This window comes from Phyllobacterium sp. SB3 (assembly GCF_040009165.1).
Classification (GTDB): Bacteria; Pseudomonadota; Alphaproteobacteria; order Rhizobiales; family Rhizobiaceae; genus Phyllobacterium.
The window spans coordinates 590,869-612,507 of record NZ_JBDYKI010000001.1; the positions used below are offsets into that span (position 1 = coordinate 590,869).

Consider the following 21,639-nt stretch of genomic DNA (forward strand, 5'->3'; position numbering starts at 1 on the left):
CTAGAACAAAGCCTTGAGCTGATCGACCTTCTCGTTAACAAGCCAGCCATAGTAGTTTTCTTCAGGCATTTGCAGGGATTCGCCATTTGCAGAGCGCTGCGCGTTGATGTTGGCAAGCGCGCGTGCACGAGCATCGGCACCGCCCGTATTGTATAGCGTAGCTGTTAGGCCAGGATTCTTGGAAATGTCGAGATCGGCAACCCGCCGATAAACATCGATTGAATGTTTCAGTGTTGCGGCCATGTATGGCAGCGTCAGATCAGGATCCATAATGGTCTTGTAGACTTCGGTAGCATGATCGGCATCAAGCTTTGGCAAGCCCGAGTAACGGTTGACCATATCCGTCATCTGCAAAGCGACGAGAGGACTGAGTTGCCCTAGACCAAAGCTTTGACCCGCATAAAAGGGCTGGAAGAAAACAGCGCTCAGACGATTATTAGGATAGCTCGTCCCGCCGATCGTATTTCCGCGAAAGTTGTTATCCCAGACATTTTCCCGGCACGACCAAAGGCGAAGACTATCCTTGAACTTGTTGCACTCGGCAAACTGAGGACGCTTGACGAAATCGCCAATACTTTCTCCCTTGTAGTCAAAGCTGAGACCCTGTTTCAAATAGGAAACGGCCTTGACGTAATAGGTCTGCAGTCGATCATAGGCATCGACGTTGTAGGTGTGCTCGCCGATGAGCGCGCCAGCAACATGAACCGGATCAATCCCGTAGGTTCTGGAAACGCTGGCAATTTTTGACCGCAGCTTCGAGTCGCTCTTTAGCAGGCCATAAATTTTCTGGTACTTTGCTTCATAGGTCGTATTCATCTCGCGTGTCCGCTTGGCGGACGCAGCTGGAACACCAGGCTGGCTAACATTGCGGTTACCCACGGGCACGAGGGTTACAGCGAATGCAGATTGGGAAACAGCAGAAAACAGCACAAAACAGCTGGTTGCTATGAGGCACAGGGTTCGTTTCATCATCGATCCAGAAATCCAGTCAGAGGCCCCGCAATAGCGGCTTGTTTCGATGAAAGCCAGAAAAACCTCAGTTCAAGGCGTCGAGTCCCTTGACTGTGTGGGAACTAGGCAACTCAACCTGCCATCTCATATTTCAAATGGTATCTCCGGCTGGAACTTACTCTTAAACAAGAAATCGCGACGGTTCCCATCGCGATTTCTCAGTTCACATGATCCGGAAGAGGTTTTCTCTAGAGAATAAACCGGGAGAGATCAGCATTCTTGGCCATGTCGCCAATTGTATCCCGGACATATTTTGCATCGACAGTATATTCGGCCCCGGATTTGTCAGGCGCACTGAATGAAATCTCGTCGAGCACACGTTCCATAACTGTCTGTAGACGTCGTGCGCCGATGTTTTCTATCGTCGAGTTAAGGTCAACGGCAATATCTGCCAGTGCATCAATCGCATCGTCCGTAATATCCAGCTTGACCTCTTCAGTTGCCATGAGCGCGATATATTGCTTGAGCAGACTTGCTTCCGGTTCAGTGAGAATGCGGCGCATATCATCCCGGGTAAGAGCGCTTAGCTCTACACGAATAGGCAGGCGCCCCTGCAATTCCGGTAGAAGATCGGAAGGCTTGGATACATGGAATGCACCTGATGCAATGAACAGGATGTGATCGGTTTTGATCGGGCCATACTTGGTCGCGACCGTCGTTCCTTCCACCAATGGGAGCAGGTCGCGCTGCACGCCTTCGCGGGACACACCTGCACCCATTCCGCCATCGCGCGCTGCAATCTTGTCGATCTCGTCGAGGAAGACGATGCCGTCATTTTCAGCGGAACGTAGTGCTTCTTGGGTGATCTGGTCCTGATCGAGCAGTTTGTCTGACTCGTCATTGATCAGAACACCGTAGGATTCCTTCACGGTGGTTTTAACAGTCTTGGTACGGCCGCCCATGGCTTTACCAAGCATGTCGCTAAGATTGAGCACGCCAATATTGGCACCCGGCATGCCCGGAAGCTCGAAGCTCGGCGAGCCCGTGTCCGAAATCTCGACCTCAATTTCCTTGTCGTCGATCAAACCGTCACGCAATTTCTTGCGGAAGCTGTCGCGGGTTGCAGGGCTGGCAGTCTTGCCTACCAGAGCGTCAAGCACACGTTCTTCCGCATTGACATGGGCCTTGGCCTTCACGTCCTCACGCTTCTTTTCACGCACAAGGCCAATAGCGACTTCAACCAGATCGCGGATAATCTGCTCAACATCGCGTCCGACATAGCCAACTTCAGTGAACTTGGTTGCTTCGACCTTGATGAAAGGGGCGCCTGCCAACTTGGCCAGCCGGCGGGAAATTTCCGTCTTACCAACGCCGGTCGGTCCGATCATCAGGATATTCTTCGGCATGACTTCTTCGCGCATCTGGCCTGCCAGCTGCTGGCGGCGCCAACGGTTACGTAACGCAATAGCAACGGCACGTTTTGCGTCGTTCTGGCCAATAATATAGCGATCAAGCTCAGAGACGATCTCTCTTGGAGAAAATGTTGTCATTGGATTCTCGTTTCTTCCTGCCCGTCGTTGGGCCAAATTTCAAAGTTATCCCGTGCCAGCATCAGGGCGGGACCATAGATTGATGTTCTCGTGTCGAAAGCGATAAAGCCCGCTTTTTCGTAAGCCCGGATTGCCTGCCTGTTGGCCGGATCAGGATCAATGATTACGCGTGGAACGCCTTCTTCGAAGAGCAACGATACGAATTCATCAATCAGTCGCGCTCCATGACCTTTTCCGGTCAGATTCGGCTCACCGATGAAAAGGTCCATTCCAAGCGTGCCGCCGGGCTGGTCCTGGTAGGGGTGGTCATCCTCAAGGTGTGGATCGTAAGTTTGCAGATAGCCGATCGGTTCATCGCCAAGCATGATAATGAAGGGTTCAACCGAAATACTATCCATATGGTTGGCGATCTCGGCTATTTCCCTTTCCGGGTCATCATTCCACCACTGCGCCACATGCGGCTCTGCCAGCCATTCCGAAATCATGTTCAGATGGCGTGGCTCAACCGGAATGAAACGGTAACGGAACTTGGTCCCAGCTTCAGCTTCAGGCTGCATCGAGGCTCTCAAGCGTTACGTTCGTGTTGGTATAGATGCAGATATCGGCCGCAATCTGCATCGCAGTGCGTGCAATTTCTTCAGCATCCTTATCTGTATCCAAAAGTGCCTTGGCTGCTGCCAAAGCGAAATTTCCGCCGGAACCGATAGCCATTACACCATATTCAGGTTCAAGCACGTCACCATTGCCGGTAAGTGCCAGCGTCACAGATTTGTCGGCGACCAATAGCATGGCTTCGAGGCGGCGCAGATAGCGGTCCGTACGCCAATCTTTTGCGAGTTCGACGCAGGCCCGCATCAATTGATCAGGATATTGTTCGAGCTTGGATTCAAGTCGTTCAAGCAATGTGAAGGCGTCTGCGGTTGCACCAGCGAAACCGGCAATGACATTGCCTTTTCCGATACGGCGAACCTTGCGGGCATTGCCTTTCATGACGGTGTTGCCGAGGCTGACTTGTCCATCACCGGCTATGACCACCTTGCCGCCTTTGCGGACGGTCACAATGGTAGTCCCGTACATGGTGGAGGGGTTGTGTTCTTGCATGGCTCACGCTCCTTAAAGCGGGTCCGGCTCATGCCCCATTTGGCAGCATATCGAACCCCTTCTGTTCCACTTATGTATGATGCCGCAGCAGAAATGCAAATGACTCTATAACCCTAAGCCATCAAAGCATTTGGAGATTCGGCATTCGTGTTTTAGAAGGCCACAATTAAAGATATTTCTCCAGCGGGATAGAGGCATGAGCAGCGTCAGCACGCGTGAAGCGAAGGTAGAGCGGACAACCAAGGAAACCAGCATTGCCGTTTCGGTGAATCTGGATGGAACCGGTGCATTCAATATTGCAACAGGCGTCGGTTTCTTTGACCATATGCTGGAGCAGCTTTCGCGTCATTCGCTGATAGACATGGATATAAAGGCCAATGGCGATCTGCATATCGATGATCACCACACCGTCGAAGATACGGGTATTGCCATTGGACAGGCTATTGCAAAGGCTTTGGGGGAGCGCCGGGGCATAAACCGCTATGCTTCGCTCGACCTCGCCATGGACGAGACACTGACACGCGCTGCGCTGGATGTATCAGGGCGTCCTTATCTTATCTGGCATGTAAAATTCTCGGCACCTAAAATCGGCACGTTTGATACCGAACTGGTTCGGGAGTTTTTCCATGCCTTGGCGCAAAATGCCGGGATTACCCTGCATATCGCGAATCTTTACGGTGAGAACAACCACCATATTGCCGAGACTTGCTTCAAGGCCGTGGCCCGTACGTTACGGCACGCAATTGAAACCGATCCTCGCCAGAAGGATGCTATTCCTTCAACGAAGGGCAGTTTGAAAGGCTGAGTTATGGCCAGCTTTATTGTGCTGACGCCGCAGTTACGTAACGGCCTACCTGATGAAGATCGCGCGGTCTTCATCCGCGATGGTTTTATCTGGCTGGCGTTCATTTTCCCTGTACCGTGGCTGCTATTGCAGAGACTGTGGCTTGAGGCTGGATTGGTACTCGCGGCCACCATCGCCGTCTCGCTGATTGGCTCTTACACCGGCCATGCAGACATGGCGGCCATCATTACTGCGTTGCTTTCGCTGCTCGTGGGACTTGAGGCGAGTCGCTGGCGCCATGCCAAGCTTGAGCGCAAGGGTTTCGAGCAGCGCGCTGTTGTGGATGCAGCAAATGCGGGTGATGCCGAGATTGCTTATTTCTACGGTGATGACTTTGTTGCCGAGCAACCAAGCGAACCGACGGCCAGAGTTGATATGCCCGCTCAAGCTCGCGGCTTCAAACCTGTAGTTGGCGGCATGGTTGGCCTCGTCAGCCATCGCGGAGAAAACTGAACATGCGCGTTGCCATTATTGATTATGGTTCGGGTAATCTGCGCTCGGCCACAAAAGCCTTTGAACGTGCAGCATATGAAAACGGGATCAATGCCACCATTGACCTGACTGCTGATGCAGAGCGTGTGCGTTCTGCAGACCGTATTGTCTTGCCCGGCGTTGGTGCCTATGCGGATTGTCGTCGCGGTCTTCATGCCGTCGAAGGCATGGTTGATGCTATCAACGAAGTCGCGGTCAAAAAAGCACGCCCGTTCCTTGGCATTTGCGTTGGCATGCAGTTGATGTCGTCCCGAGGGCTGGAAAAAACCATTTCAACCGGGTTTGACTGGATCAAAGGCGATGTTCGCGAGATGGTACCCTCTGATCCGGCGTTGAAAATTCCGCAGATTGGCTGGAATACCATTCGCTTGACCCGACCTCATCCGTTGTTTGATGGTATCAAAACCGGGCCGGAAGGACTGCATGCCTATTTCGTTCATTCCTATTTTCTGGATACGGAAATAGAAAACGACGTTCTTGCGGTTACCGAATATGGCGGTGCGATCACTGCAGCCGTCGCCAATGACAATATGGCCGGAACACAGTTCCATCCGGAAAAGAGCCAAGCCCTTGGCCTTGCTCTCATCGGTAATTTTTTGAGGTGGAACCCATGATACTTTTTCCGGCGATTGATCTGAAAGACGGCACATGCGTCCGGCTCAAGCTTGGCGACATGGAACAGGCAACCGTCTACAACACTGACCCCGGTGCTCAAGCCAAGGCTTTTGAGGATCAGGGGTTCGAGTGGCTTCACGTTGTGGATCTCAATGGTGCTTTTGCCGGTGAGTCGGTCAATGGCGCAGCCGTGGAAGCGATCCTTAAAGCAACAAAAAACCCCGTTCAGCTTGGCGGTGGTATCCGGACGCTGGATCACATTGAAGCCTGGCTTGCCAAGGGCCTGTCGCGCGTCATTCTGGGCACCATTGCTGTACGAGATCCGGAGCTGGTCATTGAGGCCTGCAAGCGGTTTCCGGGCAAGGTAGCCGTCGGTATCGATGCCAAAGGCGGCAAGGTCGCCGTGGAAGGCTGGGCCGAAGCATCAACGTTGGGCGTAATAGAGCTTGCAAAGAAGTTTGAGGGTGCTGGTGTTGCGGCGATCATCTATACGGATATCGACCGCGACGGTATTCTGGCGGGCATCAATTGGGAGTCGACACTGCAACTGGCAGAGGCGGTTTCAATCCCTGTCATTGCCTCAGGCGGGCTCGCATCAATCGCGGATATTGTCCGCATGACCATGCCTGATGCGCGTAAGCTGGAGGGCGCGATCACAGGCCGGGCGCTCTACGATGGACGCATTGACCCTGAAGAGGCGCTGGATGTCCTCCGGCAGGCAAGGGAGCGCGCAGCATGACCCTCAAAGCACGCGTAATCCCCTGTCTGGACGTGAAGGACGGACGGGTCGTCAAAGGCGTCAATTTTGTCGATCTCGTTGACGCTGGTGATCCTGTCGAGGCAGCCAAAGCCTATGACGCGGCGGGAGCGGACGAACTTTGCTTCCTCGATATTACGGCATCTTCGGATAATCGTGAGACGATATTCGACGTTATCGCCCGCACTGCCGAGCAGTGCTTCATGCCGCTGACTGTAGGCGGTGGTGTGCGGACAGTTGCGGACATTCGTAAGCTGCTGCTGGCAGGCGCTGACAAGGTGTCTATCAACACAGCCGCTGTGGTTAATCCTGATTTTATCGCAGAGGCGGCCGACAAATTCGGCAATCAATGCATTGTCGTCGCAATAGATGCGAAGAAAGTTTCAGGGGCAAACGAGGTTGATCGCTGGGAAATCTTCACCCATGGCGGACGTCAGGCGACAGGCATTGATGCGGTTGAGTTCGCCAGAAAAGTTGTGGATCTTGGCGCAGGAGAAATCCTTTTGACCTCCATGGACCGCGATGGCTCGAAAATTGGCTATGATATACCCGTGACACGGGCAATCTCTGACGCGGTTCGTGTGCCGGTTATCGCATCAGGCGGCGTCGGCAACCTTGATCACATGGTTGAAGGCATCCGGGAAGGCCATGCATCGGCGGTCCTTGCAGCATCCATTTTCCATTTCGGGACTTATACAATCGCGCAAGCGAAGGCGCATATGGCTGCGGCTGGTATCCCGATGCGGCTCGACCCTGTGCGTTGATTGGAGAGTTTTGATGACTGCATTCACTTTGGCAGATCTGGAACGCATTGTTGCCATCCGCGCTGGCTCGACGGATATAAAATCCTATACAGCCAGTCTCTATGCCAAGGGCATTGGCAAAGCCAGCCAGAAGCTTGGCGAAGAAGCGGTGGAAACAGTTATCGCGGCTGTGTCGGGCGACAGGGAAGGCATTGTTTCCGAGAGCGCGGATTTGCTCTATCATCTCCTCGTTGTTCTCGGAATTTCCGGTATCAAGCTTGATGAGGTCTTGGCAGAATTGCAGCACCGGACAAGCCAGACCGGACTAGAGGAAAAAGCTTCGCGGGGGCAGGGCTGATCATGTTCAAAGCCCCGGCAGGTGAGAGGCAGGCGATCAGACTGGCGGAAGGTGACGTCGTGGATCAATTGGCACCCAGCGAGTTTTCTCCGTACCGCTTTTTCAGCGCGGAGCGTTGGGCGGAGTTTCGTGCCGATACGCCGATCACGCTGACTTATGAAGAGATCAAGCGGCTGCGTTCGCTTAACGATCCGATCGATCTCGACGAGGTAAGCCGGATTTATCTGTCGCTCTCCCGCCTGCTTTCGGCTCATGTCGAAGCAAGCCAGCTCTTGTTTTACCAGCGCCGTCAGTTTCTCAATACGGGCGATGCATTCAAGACACCCTTCATCATCGGTGTTGCTGGTTCGGTTGCGGTCGGTAAATCAACCACTGCTCGCGTGTTGAAAGAGCTGCTGGCACGCTGGCCCTCAAGCCCAAAAGTCGATCTCGTCACGACAGACGGTTTCCTTTATCCCAATGACGTGCTGCGTTCCAAAGGCCTGATGGAGCGCAAGGGGTTTCCGGAAAGCTATGATGTCGGAATGGTACTGCGCTTCCTCTCGCAGATCAAGGCAGGACAGCGCAACGTCAATGCCCCGCTTTACTCCCATTTGACATACGATGTAGTGCAGGGGCAATTCCAGACTGTCGATGCGCCGGATATTTTGATCTTCGAGGGTATCAATGTGCTGCAGGTGCGCGACCTGCCTGAAGATGGTAAAATGGTGCCCTTCGTTTCGGATTTCTTCGATTTCTCGATCTATATCGATGCAGACGAAGAGCAAATTCACAAATGGTACATTGATCGCTTCATGCGTCTGCGTGAAACTGCCTTTAAAGACCCAAGCTCATTCTTTCATCGCTATTCGACAATTTCTGATGATTCCGCCAGAGCAATCGGCGAAAGCCTCTGGGCGAATATCAATCTGAAGAACTTGCGTGAGAACATTTTGCCGACGAGGCCGCGCGCTGACCTGATCTTGCGCAAAGGCAACAATCATCTCGTTGAAGAAGTGGCGCTCAGGAAGCTGTAACGCGCCTTAGCGTAAGATTGATCCGGCCAGTGCTTTTCAGTAAAGTCGAAGTGCCAGGATAAATATGGTCGACCCCGTGAAATGCCAGTCGTCCTTCGCCGCCCAGCACGACGACATCGCCGCTCGCAAGCTTGATGGATTGCGTCCGGTCGTTACGGTTGGTGCCGCCGAATCGGAAAAGACACGTGTCTCCCAGCGATACGGAAACGACCGGTGCTTCGAGGTTTTGCTCGTCGCGATCCTGATGAAGGCCCATTTTTGCCGTTTCGGAATAGAAGTTGATCAGGCAAGCCTCGGGGGATTGCGGATAGTCACCCACGCTCTGCCAAAGCTCCAGCAGTTGTTGCGGAATCTCCGGCCATGGCTGATCTGTGACCGGATGTGTGGCCTGATAGCGATAACCGCGTTCTTTATCGGTAACCCAGCCAAGGGTCCCGCAATTGGTCATTTGCACGCTCATTTCCTTACCAGTCCGTGGCATTGCCGGAACGTAAAGGGGTGCTGCAGTCACCACCGCACGGATTTCTTCCAGCAGTGATGCCTGTTGCTGCTGGCTGAAATAATCCGGAAAATAGCGAATACCCGGTGCGAGCAGTAGCATTCACCTGCAACCTCAAAAAACAAACCCGGCGTCATGCACCGGGTTTGGGATTGGTGAAGTTTTATTTAGCTGAGTTCAGGAATACGCAGAACCTGACCAGGATAGATCTTGTCCGGGTGGCTCAGCATCGGCTTGTTGGCTTCAAAAATGAGTGTGTTTTTTGCGCCCTTGCCTTTGCCATACTGGGATTCGGCGATTTTCCAGAGATTGTCACCCTTTTTCACCGTGTAGAAGACCGGAGCTTTGGCAACAGAACCCGTTGTCGTCTGATCGACCTGTAAACCGCCCGTATCCACTTTGGAAACGCCGAGCGAATTACCTACCGCGATGATGGCTTTCTCAAGAATTTCCTGATTGGTGACATTGCCTTTGAGTACTGCCTTGTCCCCTTCAACGACCACCTCAACGTTTTCGGTGCCTAGTTTGTGGGAGTCCAGCTCCTTTTTTAGATCGTCGGCATTCGGCTCTTCATCGCCAATACCAATTTTCTTGCCTACGGATTTAACGAAATCAAATAGTCCCATGACTGGCTCCTTGTTGATTGTTCAAATCGACAGGCATTGTTGTGACATTTCACGCCCGCTTTGGAAAGAATGAATTGAACTCACACGATAACGCTTGTTGAGGCCATTTGATCCCGGCTAGTCGCCCTGAACTTTGCCGCGCAGTTTTTTCACTCCGGAACGGCCTGATTTTTCTTTCAATCGACGTTCGATTGAGCCTTTCGTGGGGCGGGTTTTTCTGCGTGGCGGCGGAGGCGGCTCTGCAGCTTTCGCGATCAGCGCCACCATACGTTCGCGGGCATCCTGCCTGTTGCGTTCTTGTGTGCGAAAGCGATTTGCCTCAATCAGGACTTCGCCATCCTTGGTCGCTCTTTGTCCCGCAAGCGTGACGAGCCGCGCCAGAACCTCATCAGGCAATCCTGCCCGCACAGCATAAAATCGCAACTGAACGGCGGTGGAAACTTTATTTACATTCTGTCCGCCGGGACCCGCAGAGCGAATAAAGCTCTCCTCCAGATCGCTCTCATCGATCCAGATTCGATTATTGATTCGGATTTTGCTGCGACTTTCTTCCATGGCTGATTGGTAGCCTAAACTTTAATTTTCTGAAAGAACCATTGCCAACCAGCCAATCGCCATAAAAAAAAGCCCCATGCTGGACGGGGCTTTTTAGTTTCAAAGTGGAATTTTATTCCGCTGCAACTGGCGTATGCGGAGCGGCGGCTTTGATATCGCTATCAACGTGACTTTCGAATTTGTCGAAGTTGCGGATGAACATGTCGACAAGCTTCTTGGCCTGGGCGTCATAGCCTGCCTTGTCTGCCCATGTTGAGCGTGGATCGAGGATGGAACCGTCAACGCCGTTTACTGAAACCGGGACCGCAAAACCGAAATTCGGATCCGTGCGGAATTCGGCATTCTTCAACGATCCATCAAGTGCGGCAGACAATAGAGCCCGCGTTGCCTTGATAGGCATACGCTTGCCAACGCCATAGGCACCGCCTGTCCAGCCGGTATTTACCAGCCAGCAATCAACATTATGGTCGGCAATTAGCTGGCGCAGGAGATTTCCGTATTCCGACGGGTGCCGTGGCATGAATGGAGCGCCGAAGCAGGTTGAGAATGTTGCTTCAGGTTCGGTTACGCCACGTTCTGTGCCAGCAACCTTTGCAGTATAGCCGGACAGGAAATGATACATTGCCTGGGCAGGTGTCAGCTTCGCAATGGGCGGCATAACGCCAAAAGCGTCGGCCGTGAGCATGATGATGTTTTTCGGATGACTTGCCTTGCCCGTCTTCGACGCGTTCGGAATAAAGTCGAGTGGATAGGCACAGCGTGTATTTTCGGTCAGCGAACCATCATTGAAGTCGGGCTGACGTTTCTCGTCCAACACAACATTTTCCAGCACTGTGCCGAAACGTTGTGTGGTTGCGAAGATTTCCGGCTCAGCTTCCGCGGAAAGACGGATGGTTTTGGCGTAGCAACCGCCTTCGAAGTTGAAAACGCCGTGTTCGCCCCAGCCATGCTCGTCATCGCCGATCAAAGTACGTGTCGGATCGGCCGAAAGTGTGGTTTTGCCTGTGCCGGAAAGTCCGAAGAATACGGCGGTATCGCCATTAAGGCCCTCATTGGCTGAGCAGTGCATTGGCATGACGCCTTTTGCCGGCAGAATGTAGTTGAGCGCCGTGAAGACAGACTTCTTCATTTCGCCTGCATAAGCTGAACCGCCAATCAGAACGATCAGGCGATTGAGATCTACAGCAATAACAGTTTCGGTCCTTGTCCCGTGGCGTGCAGGGTCTGCTCGGAAGGACGGTAGATCGATAATCGTCATCTGCGGAACGAAATCAGCCAAATCTTCGCGTTCAGGACGGATGAGAAGATTGCGGATGAACAGGGAATGCCACGCGAATTCTGTAATGACGCGCGTGTTGAGTTTATAATCTTCATCGGCACCGCCAATCAAATCCTGGACAAACAGGTCCTTGCCCTTTGCCTGCTCCATGAAATCCGCATAGAGCAACTCAAAAGCTGCAGGTGACATTGCTGCGTTATTGTCCCACCAGATATTGCCTTCGGTGGATGTATCGCGAACAACGAACTTGTCCTTGGGCGAGCGGCCCGTGTGTTGGCCCGTACGGGCAACAAGTGCACCTTGAGCTGTCAATTCAGCTTCGCCACGGCGCAATGTTTCCTCATAGAGTTCTGCTGTTCCAAGATTGTAGTAGGCCGCCGAAACGCCCTCTAATCCTAAGTTGCCGAGCGCGATTGCCGCGTTATGGATGCCGATCTCTCTAGTCATCTGTCCGCCATTGTTTAAGTAGGGTGCATAGGTCAAACTTTTGGTTAACCGCATTCCACATGTTCAATGCCGAATGCGACTAGAATTGGTCAAAAGCAGAAATATCAAATAGTTTCAAATGTTTAATCGATTTAAAGATTTTAATTTTTTTTAAATCGGTTTAATTTGGAGGGGCTGGAGGAATGTTCGTCAGATATAAAAAACACCTTTAAAAGTGATTGGATGACAAGGTTTGCGATCTGTGCCACATTTTGTACCTAATTTGTCCGGCACAAGCGCACAGGTTTGAAGCACATAGGAAGGCAGGGCATGAGGGAAGTACCCGCAATGCAGACTATTGCGCTCGTCGACGACGACCGCAACATTCTGACATCCGTATCCATCGCACTGGAGTCGGAAGGTTATCGCGTAGAGACCTATACAGATGGAGCTTCGGCGCTGGATGGCCTGACTGCCCGTCCGCCTAACCTTGCCATTTTCGATATCAAGATGCCGCGCATGGATGGCATGGAGCTTCTACGCCGCCTACGTCAGAAATCAGATCTTCCAGTGATTTTCCTGACTTCGAAGGACGACGAGATCGACGAATTGTTCGGCCTTAAAATGGGTGCGGATGATTTCATCACCAAACCGTTTTCGCAGCGCCTTCTGGTTGAGCGGGTCAAGGCGGTTCTGCGCCGGGTTGCTGCGCGCGAAAGCGCAGCCAAACCGGGCAGTGTGCAGGCCAAGTCGCTTGAGCGCGGCCAGCTTGTCATGGATCAGGAGCGTCATACCTGCACATGGATGGGCGAGCCGGTAACGTTGACGGTCACCGAGTTTCTCATTCTGCACTCCCTGGCGCAGCGTCCGGGCGTCGTAAAAAGCCGTGATGCCCTGATGGATGCTGCTTACGATGAGCAGGTCTATGTTGATGACCGCACAATCGACAGTCACATCAAGCGCCTGCGCAAGAAGTTCAAGGTTGTTGACGACGACTTCGATATGATTGAAACGCTTTACGGCGTTGGCTATCGCTTCCGCGAGACCTGATCGCAGACGAACCTGCTTTCAAAGCCGCGTGATCGGCTATAAATATGGTTGTCTCGACGCGTTATGAATGCGAAGAGGCAACCTGTTCCGGATGTTTTGAGGCAGAGATGGTAGCCGAACTGCGAGGCGGCAATATTACGCGCAAGAGCGCTGTTATGCGCCGGAAGCGTTCGCTCGCGCTGCGTCGGCTGTTCAAACCGCTTAACCGCGTCTTCGGCAATTATCTTTTCTCAAGCCTGACGCGGCGTATTCTCTTTCTCAACCTTGCCGGTCTGGCTGTTCTTCTCTCCGGCATCATGTATCTCAATCAGTTTCGTGACGGGTTGATCGACGCTCGCGTCGAGAGCTTGATGACACAGGGCGAAATTATCGCTGGTGCAATCGCTTCATCGGCCACGGTCGATACAAACTCCATCGCCATTGATCCGGAAAAGCTGTTGGAACTTCAAGCCGGACAGAGCATCACGCCTTCACCCGACGTTCTTGATAATCTCGATTTTCCGATCAATCCGGAGCGTGTCGCGCCTGTGCTGCGTCGGTTGATCTCACCGACGCGTACTCGCGCCCGCATCTATGATCGCGATTCGAATCTTTTGCTTGATTCGCGCCACCTCTATTCACGCGGACAGGTCCTTCGCTACGATCTTCCGCCCATTGACGGCGAAGAACCAAGTTTTTTTGAGCGCCTGACCAATCGCATGACACGGCTTCTACGTCGCAGCGATCTACCGATCTATCAGGAATTGCCCGGCGGTAACGGCTCGTCTTATCCTGAAATCGTCAAAGCACTGACAGGACAACCTGCAACAGTTGTGCGAATGACTGAGAAGGGTGAACAGATCGTCTCGGTTGCCGTGCCGATTCAACGTTTCCGCGCTGTGCTCGGTGTGTTGCTTCTATCGACGGAAGGCGGCGACATAGACAAGATCGTTCAGGGCGAACGGTATGCGATCATCCGCGTGTTCACTGTCGCTGCTCTGGTCATGGCTATTCTCTCCCTGTTTCTGGCTTCGACAATAGCCAATCCGCTGCGCAGGCTCGCAGCCGCGGCGGACCGCGTTCGCCATGGCGTCAAGAACCGTGAAGAAATACCAGACTTCTCCGAACGTCAGGATGAAATCGGGCATCTTTCGACATCCATCCGCGATATGACCAATGCACTCTATGCGCGGATTGAATCAATCGAAAGCTTTGCTGCGGATGTTAGTCACGAGTTGAAAAATCCCCTGACGTCGCTGCGTAGCGCTGTAGAAACATTGCCGCTTGCCAAGAATGACGATTCCCGCAAACGGCTCCTGGATGTCATTCAGCACGATGTACGTCGCCTCGATCGACTGATCACTGATATCTCTGACGCTTCAAGATTGGATGCTGAACTGGCGAGAGAAGATTCCGAACATGTAGATCTCAAGTTCCTTCTAGGCAATCTGGTGGTTGCTGCTCGCGAAGTGCGACGCAACAAGAAGGACACTCGCATTGAGTATGTGGTGGACAAGCTCCCGAATAACCGGAAGGGCTTCTTTGTTGTAGGGCATGATTTGCGGATTGGTCAGGTCGTATCCAACTTGATCGAGAACGCACGCTCGTTTGTCCCTGTTGATGACGGAGTGATTACTGTCACGCTTCAACATCTGGGCGACAGGATTCGCATTCTTGTAGAAGACAACGGCCCCGGCATCCGTGTCGAACAGATTGATCGTATTTTTGAGCGTTTCTACACGGATCGTCCGGCAGGCGAAGCATTTGGCCAGAACTCGGGTCTGGGCCTTTCAATCAGTCGTCAGATTATCGAAGCGCATGGCGGTACGCTGAATGCTGAAAACATTATTGATCCCGCAAATCCGGACAATTATCTCGGCGCGCGGTTCATCGCTGTCCTGCCGGTTGAGGCATGAGTGGAGCTGTAGGTGAACTAGTCCATGCGACTGCGATTGTGGTCGGCGACCGCGGTGTCCTCATCACGGGAGCTTCGGGCTCGGGCAAGTCATCGTTGGCCAATGCACTTCTTGATCGTGCTTCTTTTGAAGGGCGGTACGCTGCTTTGGTGAGCGACGATCAATGCCTGCTGCATGCGACGTCCGGGCGCTTGATCTGTACCACCCCTGAAACCCTTCGAGGCGGAATGGAGATTCGGGGGTCGGGACTGCATGAGATAGCGTTTGAGTCGCGCGCAGTGATTCATCTCGTGGTACATCTGATTGAGCCAGCACATGCCATCAGAATGTATGAAAATGCCGAAGCAGAGCTTCAGGGCGTCGCAATTGAGCAGTTGATACTGCCGGCAGGTGAGGTCGAATCCGCATGCCGTTCGGTTGAAGCGTGGTTATTTAAACCACTATGGAAAAAATAATCTGGCTGATTCAGCGGGTTAAACAGTTATCCTGCGATAAAATGACTGACTGCCATGTGTATGACATTTTCTGCTTGCCTTCGCGATTCGTCCTGCCAGAATGCGACACCTGCCAAAAGGGGCATTTTAGAGCGCAGAAAAAAGCCTATTCTTGAACGGGCGGGCGCGACAGGAGCAGTTTCAGAATGATCGGACTCGTGCTTGTGACGCACGGAAGACTGGCCGAAGAGTTTCATCATGCGGTTGAGCATGTGGTCGGGCAGCAGGAATATCTGGAGACCGTCTCGATCGGTGCAGATGATGATATGGAGCAACGCCGGCGAGACATTGTTGATGCTGTTGCACGCGCCGACAATGGTTCGGGCGTCATTATCCTCACCGATATGTTCGGCGGCACACCATCCAACCTTGCAATTTCGGTTATGGAAGCCGGACGCGTAGAAGTCATCGCTGGCGTTAACCTGCCAATGCTGATCAAACTTTCCAGTGTTCGGGTTACCAATGACATGGCCGCTTCCTTGAAGGAAAGCCAGGACGCTGGACGAAAATACATCAATGTTGCCAGCCAGGTGCTGACAGCCAAATAGAGGTAATGAATGCGCCTGACTGCTGAAACCACTGGCACATTTAACCCGGAAAACGCGCTCGTCGAGTTGTTCGAAATCGTTAACCGGCGCGGTTTGCATGCGCGGGCTTCTGCAAAGTTTGTTCAGCTTGTCGATGGCTATGATGCACATGTGCGTGTGGAAAAAGACGGCATGACCGTGGGCGGCACATCTATCATGGGCCTGATGATGCTTGCTGCCTCGCCCGGCTGCTGTATCAAAGTCAGCGCGTCCGGACGTCAGGCTTCCGATGTTATGAAAGCGCTTGGCGCGTTGATTGCGGACAAGTTTGGCGAAGAAGCCTGATCACCCGGTCATTGACGTTACTCTTCCCATTCCCAAGCGCTATACGAGGTTTTGATGCGTCTGCGCGATTGCTATAATTTCCATGATTTCCGGGCCTTGGCCAAGCAACGGTTGCCGGGTCCTATCTTCGATTACATTGATGGCGGGGCTGATGACGAGGTAACGCTGCGACGTAATTCTGCAAGCTTTGACAGTTGCGATCTTTTGCCAAGCGTCCTCCGCGGCGTTGAAGCAGTGGATATGTCAGTAACCATCATGGGGCAAAAACTGACGCTGCCGTTTTATCTGTCGCCCACAGCGCTGCAGCGCCTATTCCATCATCGCGGTGAACATGCCGTTGCCAATGTCGCATCCAAATACGGCACCATGTTCGGTGTTTCCTCGCTGGGAACCGTTGATCTCGAACAATTGCGCAAGCAACACAGCGGTCCTCAGGTCTACCAGTTCTACTTCCACAAGGATCGCGGACTGAACCGTGCCATGATGGAGCGTGCCAAAGGAGCAGGTGTCGAGGTCATGATGCTGACGGTCGACAGCATTACCGGCGGCAACCGCGAGCGTGACCGGCGCACAGGGTTCTCGATTCCATTCAAACTCAATCTGGCCGGAATGCTGCAATTCGCCATCAAGCCAATGTGGGCACTGAATTATCTTACTCATGAAAAGTTCAGACTGCCACAACTCGAAGGGCATGTTCAGATGGAAGGCGGTGCCATGTCCCTCAGTAAATATTTCACAGAGATGCTCGATCCCTCGCTGGATTGGGATGACGTCGAAGAAATGGTCAAGCTCTGGTCCGGACAGTTTTGCCTCAAAGGCATCATGTCTGTGGCCGATGCAAAGAGGGCCGTTGATATAGGTTGTACGGGCATTATTCTTTCAAATCACGGTGGCCGTCAGCTTGATGGCTCACGGGCGGCTTTTGACCAGCTTGCCGAAATTGTCGATGCAGTTGGCGATAAGATCGACGTAATCTTGGACGGCGGCGTTCAACGTGGAACGCATATCCTAAAGGCACTTTCGCTTGGGGCAAAAGCTGTCGGTGTCGGCAGATATTATTTGTTTCCGCTTGCCGCGGCAGGTCAGGAAGGCGTGGAACGTGCCGTTGATCTGTTGAGAATAGAAGTTGAGAGAGGCATGAAGCTCATGGGTTGTACCTCTGTCGATCAGCTTTCCCGCGAGAACCTTCGTTTCAGATAAAGCGGTTAATGATCAAACAGAAACGGACGACGTTCACCGCGCTGGATATGCACGCATAAGGATTTCTTTATGTCCCATTGTGCGCGGATGGCATATCTGCTAGTCAAGCGCATCTCCGGCGGCCTGAAAACTTGGGCCTTGCCGATCAGAATAAACAAAGACGGAGCTGAAAAAGATGGCCGATAAGCAGGATTATGTAGTCAAAGACCTTGAGCTGGCCGCATGGGGCCGCAAGGAAATGGACATTGCTGAAACCGAAATGCCGGGCCTCATGGCCAGCCGCGAAGAGTTCGGCAAGTCGCAGCCGCTCAAAGGCGCGCGTATCACCGGCTCGCTGCACATGACAATTCAGACTGCGGTTCTTATCGAGACTTTGCAGGAACTTGGTGCAAAAGTTCGCTGGGCGTCGTGCAATATTTTCTCGACACAGGATCACGCCGCAGCAGCCATTGCTGCAACCGGCACGCCAGTTTTTGCGGTCAAGGGCGAGTCGCTCGAAGAATATTGGACCTATACGGACCAGATTTTCCAGTGGCCGGATGGTCAGCCATCCAACATGATCCTCGACGATGGCGGCGACGCCACCATGTATATCCTGATCGGCGCGCGCGCTGAGGCTGGTGAAGACGTTCTGTCGAAGCCCGAAAGCGAAGAAGAGGAAATCCTTTTCGCGCAAATCAAGAAGCGCATGAAGGAAACCCCGGGCTTCTTCACCAAGCAGCGCGATGCGATCAAGGGTGTAACTGAAGAAACCACGACTGGTGTAAATCGTCTCTATCAGTTGCAGAAGAAGGGCCTGCTGCCGTTCCCTGCCATTAACGTCAACGACAGCGTCACCAAGTCGAAGTTCGACAACAAATATGGCTGCAAGGAATCGCTGGTTGACGGCATTCGCCGCGCAACGGATGTCATGATGGCCGGTAAGGTTGCCGTGGTCTGCGGTTATGGCGATGTTGGCAAGGGTTCGGCGCAGTCGCTGCTCGGCGCCGGTGCTCGCGTCAAGGTAACGGAAGTCGATCCAATCTGCGCGCTGCAGGCAGCGATGGATGGTTTCGAAGTCGTTACGCTCGAAGACGCAGCACCGACCGCAGATATCATCATCACCACAACCGGCAACAAGGATGTTATCACCATTGATGACATGCGCCGGATGAAGGACATGGTCATCGTTGGCAATATCGGCCACTTTGACAACGAGATTCAGGTTTCGGCCCTGCGTAATCTCAAGTGGAACAACATCAAGCCACAGGTCGACATGATTTCGTTCCCGGATGGCAAGCGTTTGCTGCTTCTTTCGGAAGGCCGCCTGCTCAATCTCGGCAACGCAACCGGTCATCCAAGCTTCGTCATGTCCGCTTCATTCACCAACCAGGTTCTGGCGCAGATCGAACTTTATAGCCGCGGCGAGCAGTACAAGAATGAAGTCTACGTTCTGCCTAAGCACCTCGACGAAAAGGTTGCGCGCTTGCATCTTGATAAGCTCGGAGCAAAATTGTCAGTTCTTTCGGAAGAACAGGCTGCCTATATCGGCGTGACTCCAAAGGGTCCATTCAAGTCTGACCACTACAGATATTGATATAGTTAGAATATACCCACAATATATAGAAGCCGGAGAATTGAGAAATTCTCCGGCTTTCTTTTTTACGCATAGTTCTTCCCGTCGATTCCCTCAAGGTTTATTGTAGTGATTCGGGATGACGTTGCTCTTGATGGGCCAAATGGTGACCAGCCAGATGGAAAAGAGCTACCGGCATTCGTCTGGATGGGGCTGCGACGGTTGATATGAGAATGAGAAGTGATGTTCGCAGTGAAGATGCAGCACACAAACGACCGGTGCTAAACAGGCTGCAAACCCGGGCGCTGAGCGCAGTTTCCGCGCTGCCGATCCTCTTGACATCTTCCTTATCCGCTCGTGCTGAAGACGTGCTTGGCCTGATTGATACACCTTTCGGGATGAAGGTTGGTACGTTTGAAGTCGTGCAATTCGCAATGTTCCTTGGCGCCATGGGCGCCGCATTGCTCTCCGCCGGCTGGTTGATCCGCGAGCGAAGCCGCATTGCTCATGAAAACCGTCATTTGCGCGACAAGGTGGCGGATCTCAACGTTACAGTTCAGCGTAACGAAGCCTTGCTCAACCTCAAGGATCAACGCGTTATTGTCTGGGAAGGCAATTCTGCAACGCCTGCGCTCATCGGCAATCTGCCGCCAGAGATCGGTGTTCCTGAAAGTCGCGCTTTGTTTCTGGCATTTGGCCGCTGGTTGCGGGTGGAGTCGGTCACTCTGCTCGACAGATCAGTATCCGCGTTGCGGGAGAAAGCCCGGCCTTTCGATATCGCTATCGAAACATCGAAAGGTGCACCTTTGGAGGTGCAGGGCCGCACATCAGGCGGCTACGCCATTGTACGCTTCATCAATCCCGGCGAAGTTCGCGCCGCGCAGGCACTTCTTAAAACCGAAAATTATCATCTGAGCGAAGCCGTCGCGACACTGCGCGGCCTCTTGGATGCTATCAACGTGCCTGCATGGAGCCGTAGTAGCGAAGGCAAGTTGAACTGGGTCAATCTGGCCTATGCCAGAGCAGTCGATGAACGTGATCCCAATAGCGCGGTACATGAAGGCCGTGAGCTTTTCGGTGCCCAGGCGCGCGAGCGGATCGAGCGTGACAAGACGCTAAACCACAAATTTCATGATCAGCTATCGACTGTCGTTGGCGGTGATAGACATATGTTCGATGTGACGGATATTACCGCGAGCACCGGCTCGGCAGGTTTGGCGATTGATATCAGTGAGATAGAATTGATCCGTGAAGAGTTCAAGCGGACTGTTCTCAATCATTCTGACACGTTGGATCAGTTGAACTCCGCAGTGGCTATGTTTGACGCCAATCGTAAACTGCAATTCTTCAATCAGGCATTCGCCAAGCTCTGGGGGCTGGAAACACCATTCCTCGAAAGCAATCCCGACAACGCCATGCTGCTTGATCGTTTCCGCAGTGACGGCATACTACCGGAACAGCCGGACTGGCGGCGCTGGAAAGAGCAGGTTCTTACGGCCTATCATTCCATCGAGTCGCAGGAATATGTCTGGCATTTGACCGATGGCCGTACATTGCGGGTTATCGTCAACCCGCAGCCGAAAGGTGGGGTTACATGGGTCTTCGAAAACCTCACCGAGAAGCTCGAACTCGAGAGCCGTTATAATACGCTGATTAAAGTTCAGGGTCAGACGCTCGATTATCTCGCAGAAGGGGTAGCGGTGTTTGGTTCAGACGGAAAAGTACGTCTCGCCAATCCCGCATTCGCATCTCTCTGGTCGCTCAAGAGTGAGCAGGTTGCGGAAGGAACGCATATTTCGGCAATCAGGAAAGTCTGCGAGCCTGTCTCGGATGTGGACAATTGGGAATCCTTTGTAACGACGGTCACGGGCTTTGATGATGAGCGCCTCTCGTTGACTGGCCACATAGAACTTACCACCGGTAAAATATTGTCTTATGCAACGGCGCCATTGCCAAACGGCCAGACAATGCTGACTTTTGTGGATGTGACGGATTCTGTTCAGGTTGAGAGAGCGCTGAAAGAAAAGAACGAAGCCCTTGAGCGTACCGACGAACTCAAGAATGATTTTGTCCAGCACGTCTCTTACGAATTGCGTTCGCCTTTAACAAATATCATGGGCTTTACGGAACTTCTTCAAACACCGATGACCGGACCACTGAACGATCGTCAGCGGGATTACCTCGATCATATCGGCACGTCCTCGTCTGTACTCTTGACCATCGTGAATGACATTCTTGATCTTGCAACAGTGGATGCGGGGATCATGGAGCTTGATATCAGCGATGTCTCGGTCACGGACGCTGTTACCGTGGCCTCGGAGAAAGTCGCGGACCGGCTCAAGGAGCACAATATCCTCCTCGACACCCGCATTGAGGCGGGGACTGGTTCGTTCCGTGCTGATGCCGCCCGCATCAAGCAGGTTTTGTCCAACCTCCTCAGCAATGCTGCAAATTACGCTCCGGAGGGCAGCACGATCACTCTGAAGTGCTGGCGCGAGCAGACAGAAATGGTTTTCAGCGTCATGGATAATGGCCCTGGAATGCCGGATTATGTGCTCGACAGTATCTTCAAGCGCTTCCAGCCTTATCCAAACGGCGGTCGCAAACGGGGTGCGGGGCTTGGCCTTTCCATCGTCAAGGGCTTTGTTGAACTGCACGGCGGAACAGTTGATATAAACAGTTCTGCCGGTAAGGGTACGCTGGTCACTTGCCGCTTCCCGCTGGAGGCACGCTCCTTCAGCCTTGCCGCTGAATGATCTGC

General features: G+C 53.0%; 23 protein-coding genes. 15 read left to right on the forward strand and 8 right to left on the reverse strand.

Annotated features, from left to right (window positions below; translation table 11 throughout):
• The 4 genes from ABKW30_RS03005 to hslV all read right to left on the reverse strand — a co-directional run bounded on the left by ABKW30_RS03005 (nucleotide 1) and on the right by hslV (nucleotide 3,602).
• Nucleotides 1-969, reverse strand: coding sequence for a DUF1402 family protein (locus ABKW30_RS03005; RefSeq protein ID WP_348597592.1), 969 nt, complete (start codon nucleotides 967-969; stop codon nucleotides 1-3).
• A 230-nt stretch (nucleotides 970-1,199) separates the two neighbouring features.
• A complete protein-coding gene (gene hslU / locus ABKW30_RS03010; RefSeq protein WP_348596526.1) occupies nucleotides 1,200-2,501 on the reverse strand; it encodes an ATP-dependent protease ATPase subunit HslU in 1,302 nt (433 codons plus the stop codon).
• Nucleotides 2,498-3,058 carry a GNAT family N-acetyltransferase gene (locus ABKW30_RS03015; protein ID WP_348596527.1) on the reverse strand — a complete coding sequence of 187 codons (561 nt, stop codon included), beginning with the start codon at nucleotides 3,056-3,058 and terminating at the stop codon, nucleotides 2,498-2,500. The genes hslU and ABKW30_RS03015 overlap by 4 nt, the downstream gene beginning before the upstream one ends.
• Nucleotides 3,048-3,602, reverse strand: coding sequence for an ATP-dependent protease subunit HslV (hslV, locus tag ABKW30_RS03020; protein WP_348596528.1), 555 nt, complete (start codon nucleotides 3,600-3,602; stop codon nucleotides 3,048-3,050). Before hslV ends, ABKW30_RS03015 begins: the two co-directional genes overlap by 11 nt.
• Before the next feature lie 196 nt (nucleotides 3,603-3,798).
• Here hslV and hisB point away from each other — a divergent pair, with 196 nt between their 5' ends.
• The 7 genes from hisB to coaA are packed head-to-tail and all read left to right on the forward strand — an operon-like array spanning nucleotide 3,799 to nucleotide 8,427.
• Nucleotides 3,799-4,407, forward strand: coding sequence for an imidazoleglycerol-phosphate dehydratase HisB (gene hisB, locus ABKW30_RS03025; protein WP_348596529.1), 609 nt, complete (start codon nucleotides 3,799-3,801; stop codon nucleotides 4,405-4,407).
• Nucleotides 4,408-4,410: 3 nt separating this feature from the next.
• Entirely contained in the window at nucleotides 4,411-4,899 is a 489-nt protein-coding gene (locus ABKW30_RS03030; RefSeq protein WP_348596530.1) for a DUF2628 domain-containing protein, read from the forward strand.
• Nucleotides 4,900-4,901: 2 nt separating this feature from the next.
• A complete protein-coding gene (hisH, locus tag ABKW30_RS03035; RefSeq protein ID WP_348596531.1) occupies nucleotides 4,902-5,552 on the forward strand; it encodes an imidazole glycerol phosphate synthase subunit HisH in 651 nt (216 codons plus the stop codon).
• The gene (gene hisA, locus ABKW30_RS03040; RefSeq protein WP_348596532.1) at nucleotides 5,549-6,292 is read left to right on the forward strand and encodes a 1-(5-phosphoribosyl)-5-[(5-phosphoribosylamino)methylideneamino]imidazole-4-carboxamide isomerase; all 744 of its coding nucleotides are present in this window, start codon (nucleotides 5,549-5,551) and stop codon (nucleotides 6,290-6,292) included. The genes hisH and hisA overlap by 4 nt, the downstream gene beginning before the upstream one ends.
• Nucleotides 6,289-7,074 (forward strand): imidazole glycerol phosphate synthase subunit HisF, encoded by a 786-nt coding sequence (hisF, locus tag ABKW30_RS03045; protein WP_348596533.1) that lies wholly within the window; start codon nucleotides 6,289-6,291, stop codon nucleotides 7,072-7,074. The genes hisA and hisF overlap by 4 nt, the downstream gene beginning before the upstream one ends.
• A gap of 13 nt (nucleotides 7,075-7,087) precedes the next feature.
• A complete protein-coding gene (locus tag ABKW30_RS03050) occupies nucleotides 7,088-7,411 on the forward strand; it encodes a phosphoribosyl-ATP diphosphatase (protein ID WP_348596534.1) in 324 nt (107 codons plus the stop codon).
• 2 nt (nucleotides 7,412-7,413) lie between these two features.
• Entirely contained in the window at nucleotides 7,414-8,427 is a 1,014-nt protein-coding gene (gene coaA, locus ABKW30_RS03055; RefSeq protein WP_348596535.1) for a type I pantothenate kinase, read from the forward strand.
• Here the strand turns inward: coaA and ABKW30_RS03060 are convergent.
• The 4 genes from ABKW30_RS03060 to ABKW30_RS03075 all read right to left on the reverse strand — a co-directional run bounded on the left by ABKW30_RS03060 (nucleotide 8,414) and on the right by ABKW30_RS03075 (nucleotide 11,833).
• Entirely contained in the window at nucleotides 8,414-9,028 is a 615-nt protein-coding gene (locus ABKW30_RS03060) for an alpha-ketoglutarate-dependent dioxygenase AlkB (protein ID WP_348596536.1), read from the reverse strand. The genes coaA and ABKW30_RS03060 overlap by 14 nt on opposite strands.
• A 65-nt stretch (nucleotides 9,029-9,093) precedes the next feature.
• Nucleotides 9,094-9,552, reverse strand: a complete 459-nt coding sequence (gene lysM, locus ABKW30_RS03065; protein WP_348596537.1) for a peptidoglycan-binding protein LysM — start codon at nucleotides 9,550-9,552, stop codon at nucleotides 9,094-9,096.
• A gap of 117 nt (nucleotides 9,553-9,669) precedes the next feature.
• Nucleotides 9,670-10,107, reverse strand: coding sequence for an alternative ribosome rescue aminoacyl-tRNA hydrolase ArfB (arfB, locus tag ABKW30_RS03070; protein ID WP_348596538.1), 438 nt, complete (start codon nucleotides 10,105-10,107; stop codon nucleotides 9,670-9,672).
• A gap of 112 nt (nucleotides 10,108-10,219) precedes the next feature.
• Nucleotides 10,220-11,833, reverse strand: coding sequence for a phosphoenolpyruvate carboxykinase (locus tag ABKW30_RS03075; RefSeq protein WP_348596539.1), 1,614 nt, complete (start codon nucleotides 11,831-11,833; stop codon nucleotides 10,220-10,222).
• Between the two features lie 309 nt (nucleotides 11,834-12,142).
• Here ABKW30_RS03075 and ABKW30_RS03080 point away from each other — a divergent pair, with 309 nt between their 5' ends.
• The 8 genes from ABKW30_RS03080 (at nucleotide 12,143) to ABKW30_RS03115 (ending at nucleotide 21,634) form a co-directional block, all read left to right on the forward strand.
• Complete coding sequence (locus tag ABKW30_RS03080) at nucleotides 12,143-12,862, forward strand: response regulator transcription factor (RefSeq protein WP_163025315.1); 720 nt, start codon at nucleotides 12,143-12,145, stop codon at nucleotides 12,860-12,862.
• Between the two features lie 107 nt (nucleotides 12,863-12,969).
• Nucleotides 12,970-14,757 (forward strand): sensor histidine kinase, encoded by a 1,788-nt coding sequence (locus ABKW30_RS03085; RefSeq protein ID WP_348596540.1) that lies wholly within the window; start codon nucleotides 12,970-12,972, stop codon nucleotides 14,755-14,757.
• Nucleotides 14,754-15,212 (forward strand): HPr kinase/phosphatase C-terminal domain-containing protein, encoded by a 459-nt coding sequence (locus tag ABKW30_RS03090; protein ID WP_348596541.1) that lies wholly within the window; start codon nucleotides 14,754-14,756, stop codon nucleotides 15,210-15,212. The genes ABKW30_RS03085 and ABKW30_RS03090 overlap by 4 nt, the downstream gene beginning before the upstream one ends.
• Before the next feature lie 185 nt (nucleotides 15,213-15,397).
• On the forward strand, nucleotides 15,398-15,799 hold the full coding sequence (locus tag ABKW30_RS03095) for a PTS sugar transporter subunit IIA (RefSeq protein ID WP_008127362.1): 402 nt from the start codon (nucleotides 15,398-15,400) through the stop codon (nucleotides 15,797-15,799).
• Nucleotides 15,800-15,808: 9 nt separating this feature from the next.
• Entirely contained in the window at nucleotides 15,809-16,123 is a 315-nt protein-coding gene (locus ABKW30_RS03100; protein ID WP_348596542.1) for an HPr family phosphocarrier protein, read from the forward strand.
• Nucleotides 16,124-16,177: 54 nt separating this feature from the next.
• Nucleotides 16,178-17,323: an alpha-hydroxy acid oxidase gene (locus ABKW30_RS03105; protein WP_348596543.1), complete on the forward strand. Its 1,146-nt coding sequence runs from the start codon at nucleotides 16,178-16,180 to the stop codon at nucleotides 17,321-17,323.
• 175 nt (nucleotides 17,324-17,498) lie between these two features.
• On the forward strand, nucleotides 17,499-18,899 hold the full coding sequence (gene ahcY, locus ABKW30_RS03110; protein ID WP_348596544.1) for an adenosylhomocysteinase: 1,401 nt from the start codon (nucleotides 17,499-17,501) through the stop codon (nucleotides 18,897-18,899).
• Between the two features lie 206 nt (nucleotides 18,900-19,105).
• Nucleotides 19,106-21,634, forward strand: a complete 2,529-nt coding sequence (locus tag ABKW30_RS03115; RefSeq protein WP_348596545.1) for an ATP-binding protein — start codon at nucleotides 19,106-19,108, stop codon at nucleotides 21,632-21,634.
• Nucleotides 21,635-21,639 lie beyond the last annotated feature (5 nt).

Bases quoted from the DNA above. Each gene is read 5' to 3' on its own strand.
- ABKW30_RS03005 (WP_348597592.1), bottom strand. From the start codon at position 969: ATGAAACGAACCCTGTGCCTCATAGCAACCAGCTGTTTTGTGCTGTTT.
- hslU (WP_348596526.1), bottom strand. From the start codon at position 2,501: ATGACAACATTTTCTCCAAGAGAGATCGTCTCTGAGCTTGATCGCTAT.
- ABKW30_RS03015 (WP_348596527.1), bottom strand. From the start codon at position 3,058: ATGCAGCCTGAAGCTGAAGCTGGGACCAAGTTCCGTTACCGTTTCATT.
- hslV (WP_348596528.1), bottom strand. From the start codon at position 3,602: ATGCAAGAACACAACCCCTCCACCATGTACGGGACTACCATTGTGACC.
- hisB (WP_348596529.1), top strand. From the start codon at position 3,799: ATGAGCAGCGTCAGCACGCGTGAAGCGAAGGTAGAGCGGACAACCAAG.
- ABKW30_RS03030 (WP_348596530.1), top strand. From the start codon at position 4,411: ATGGCCAGCTTTATTGTGCTGACGCCGCAGTTACGTAACGGCCTACCT.
- hisH (WP_348596531.1), top strand. From the start codon at position 4,902: ATGCGCGTTGCCATTATTGATTATGGTTCGGGTAATCTGCGCTCGGCC.
- hisA (WP_348596532.1), top strand. From the start codon at position 5,549: ATGATACTTTTTCCGGCGATTGATCTGAAAGACGGCACATGCGTCCGG.
- hisF (WP_348596533.1), top strand. From the start codon at position 6,289: ATGACCCTCAAAGCACGCGTAATCCCCTGTCTGGACGTGAAGGACGGA.
- ABKW30_RS03050 (WP_348596534.1), top strand. From the start codon at position 7,088: ATGACTGCATTCACTTTGGCAGATCTGGAACGCATTGTTGCCATCCGC.
- coaA (WP_348596535.1), top strand. From the start codon at position 7,414: ATGTTCAAAGCCCCGGCAGGTGAGAGGCAGGCGATCAGACTGGCGGAA.
- ABKW30_RS03060 (WP_348596536.1), bottom strand. From the start codon at position 9,028: ATGCTACTGCTCGCACCGGGTATTCGCTATTTTCCGGATTATTTCAGC.
- lysM (WP_348596537.1), bottom strand. From the start codon at position 9,552: ATGGGACTATTTGATTTCGTTAAATCCGTAGGCAAGAAAATTGGTATT.
- arfB (WP_348596538.1), bottom strand. From the start codon at position 10,107: ATGGAAGAAAGTCGCAGCAAAATCCGAATCAATAATCGAATCTGGATC.
- ABKW30_RS03075 (WP_348596539.1), bottom strand. From the start codon at position 11,833: ATGACTAGAGAGATCGGCATCCATAACGCGGCAATCGCGCTCGGCAAC.
- ABKW30_RS03080 (WP_163025315.1), top strand. From the start codon at position 12,143: ATGAGGGAAGTACCCGCAATGCAGACTATTGCGCTCGTCGACGACGAC.
- ABKW30_RS03085 (WP_348596540.1), top strand. From the start codon at position 12,970: ATGGTAGCCGAACTGCGAGGCGGCAATATTACGCGCAAGAGCGCTGTT.
- ABKW30_RS03090 (WP_348596541.1), top strand. From the start codon at position 14,754: ATGAGTGGAGCTGTAGGTGAACTAGTCCATGCGACTGCGATTGTGGTC.
- ABKW30_RS03095 (WP_008127362.1), top strand. From the start codon at position 15,398: ATGATCGGACTCGTGCTTGTGACGCACGGAAGACTGGCCGAAGAGTTT.
- ABKW30_RS03100 (WP_348596542.1), top strand. From the start codon at position 15,809: ATGCGCCTGACTGCTGAAACCACTGGCACATTTAACCCGGAAAACGCG.
- ABKW30_RS03105 (WP_348596543.1), top strand. From the start codon at position 16,178: ATGCGTCTGCGCGATTGCTATAATTTCCATGATTTCCGGGCCTTGGCC.
- ahcY (WP_348596544.1), top strand. From the start codon at position 17,499: ATGGCCGATAAGCAGGATTATGTAGTCAAAGACCTTGAGCTGGCCGCA.
- ABKW30_RS03115 (WP_348596545.1), top strand. From the start codon at position 19,106: ATGAGAATGAGAAGTGATGTTCGCAGTGAAGATGCAGCACACAAACGA.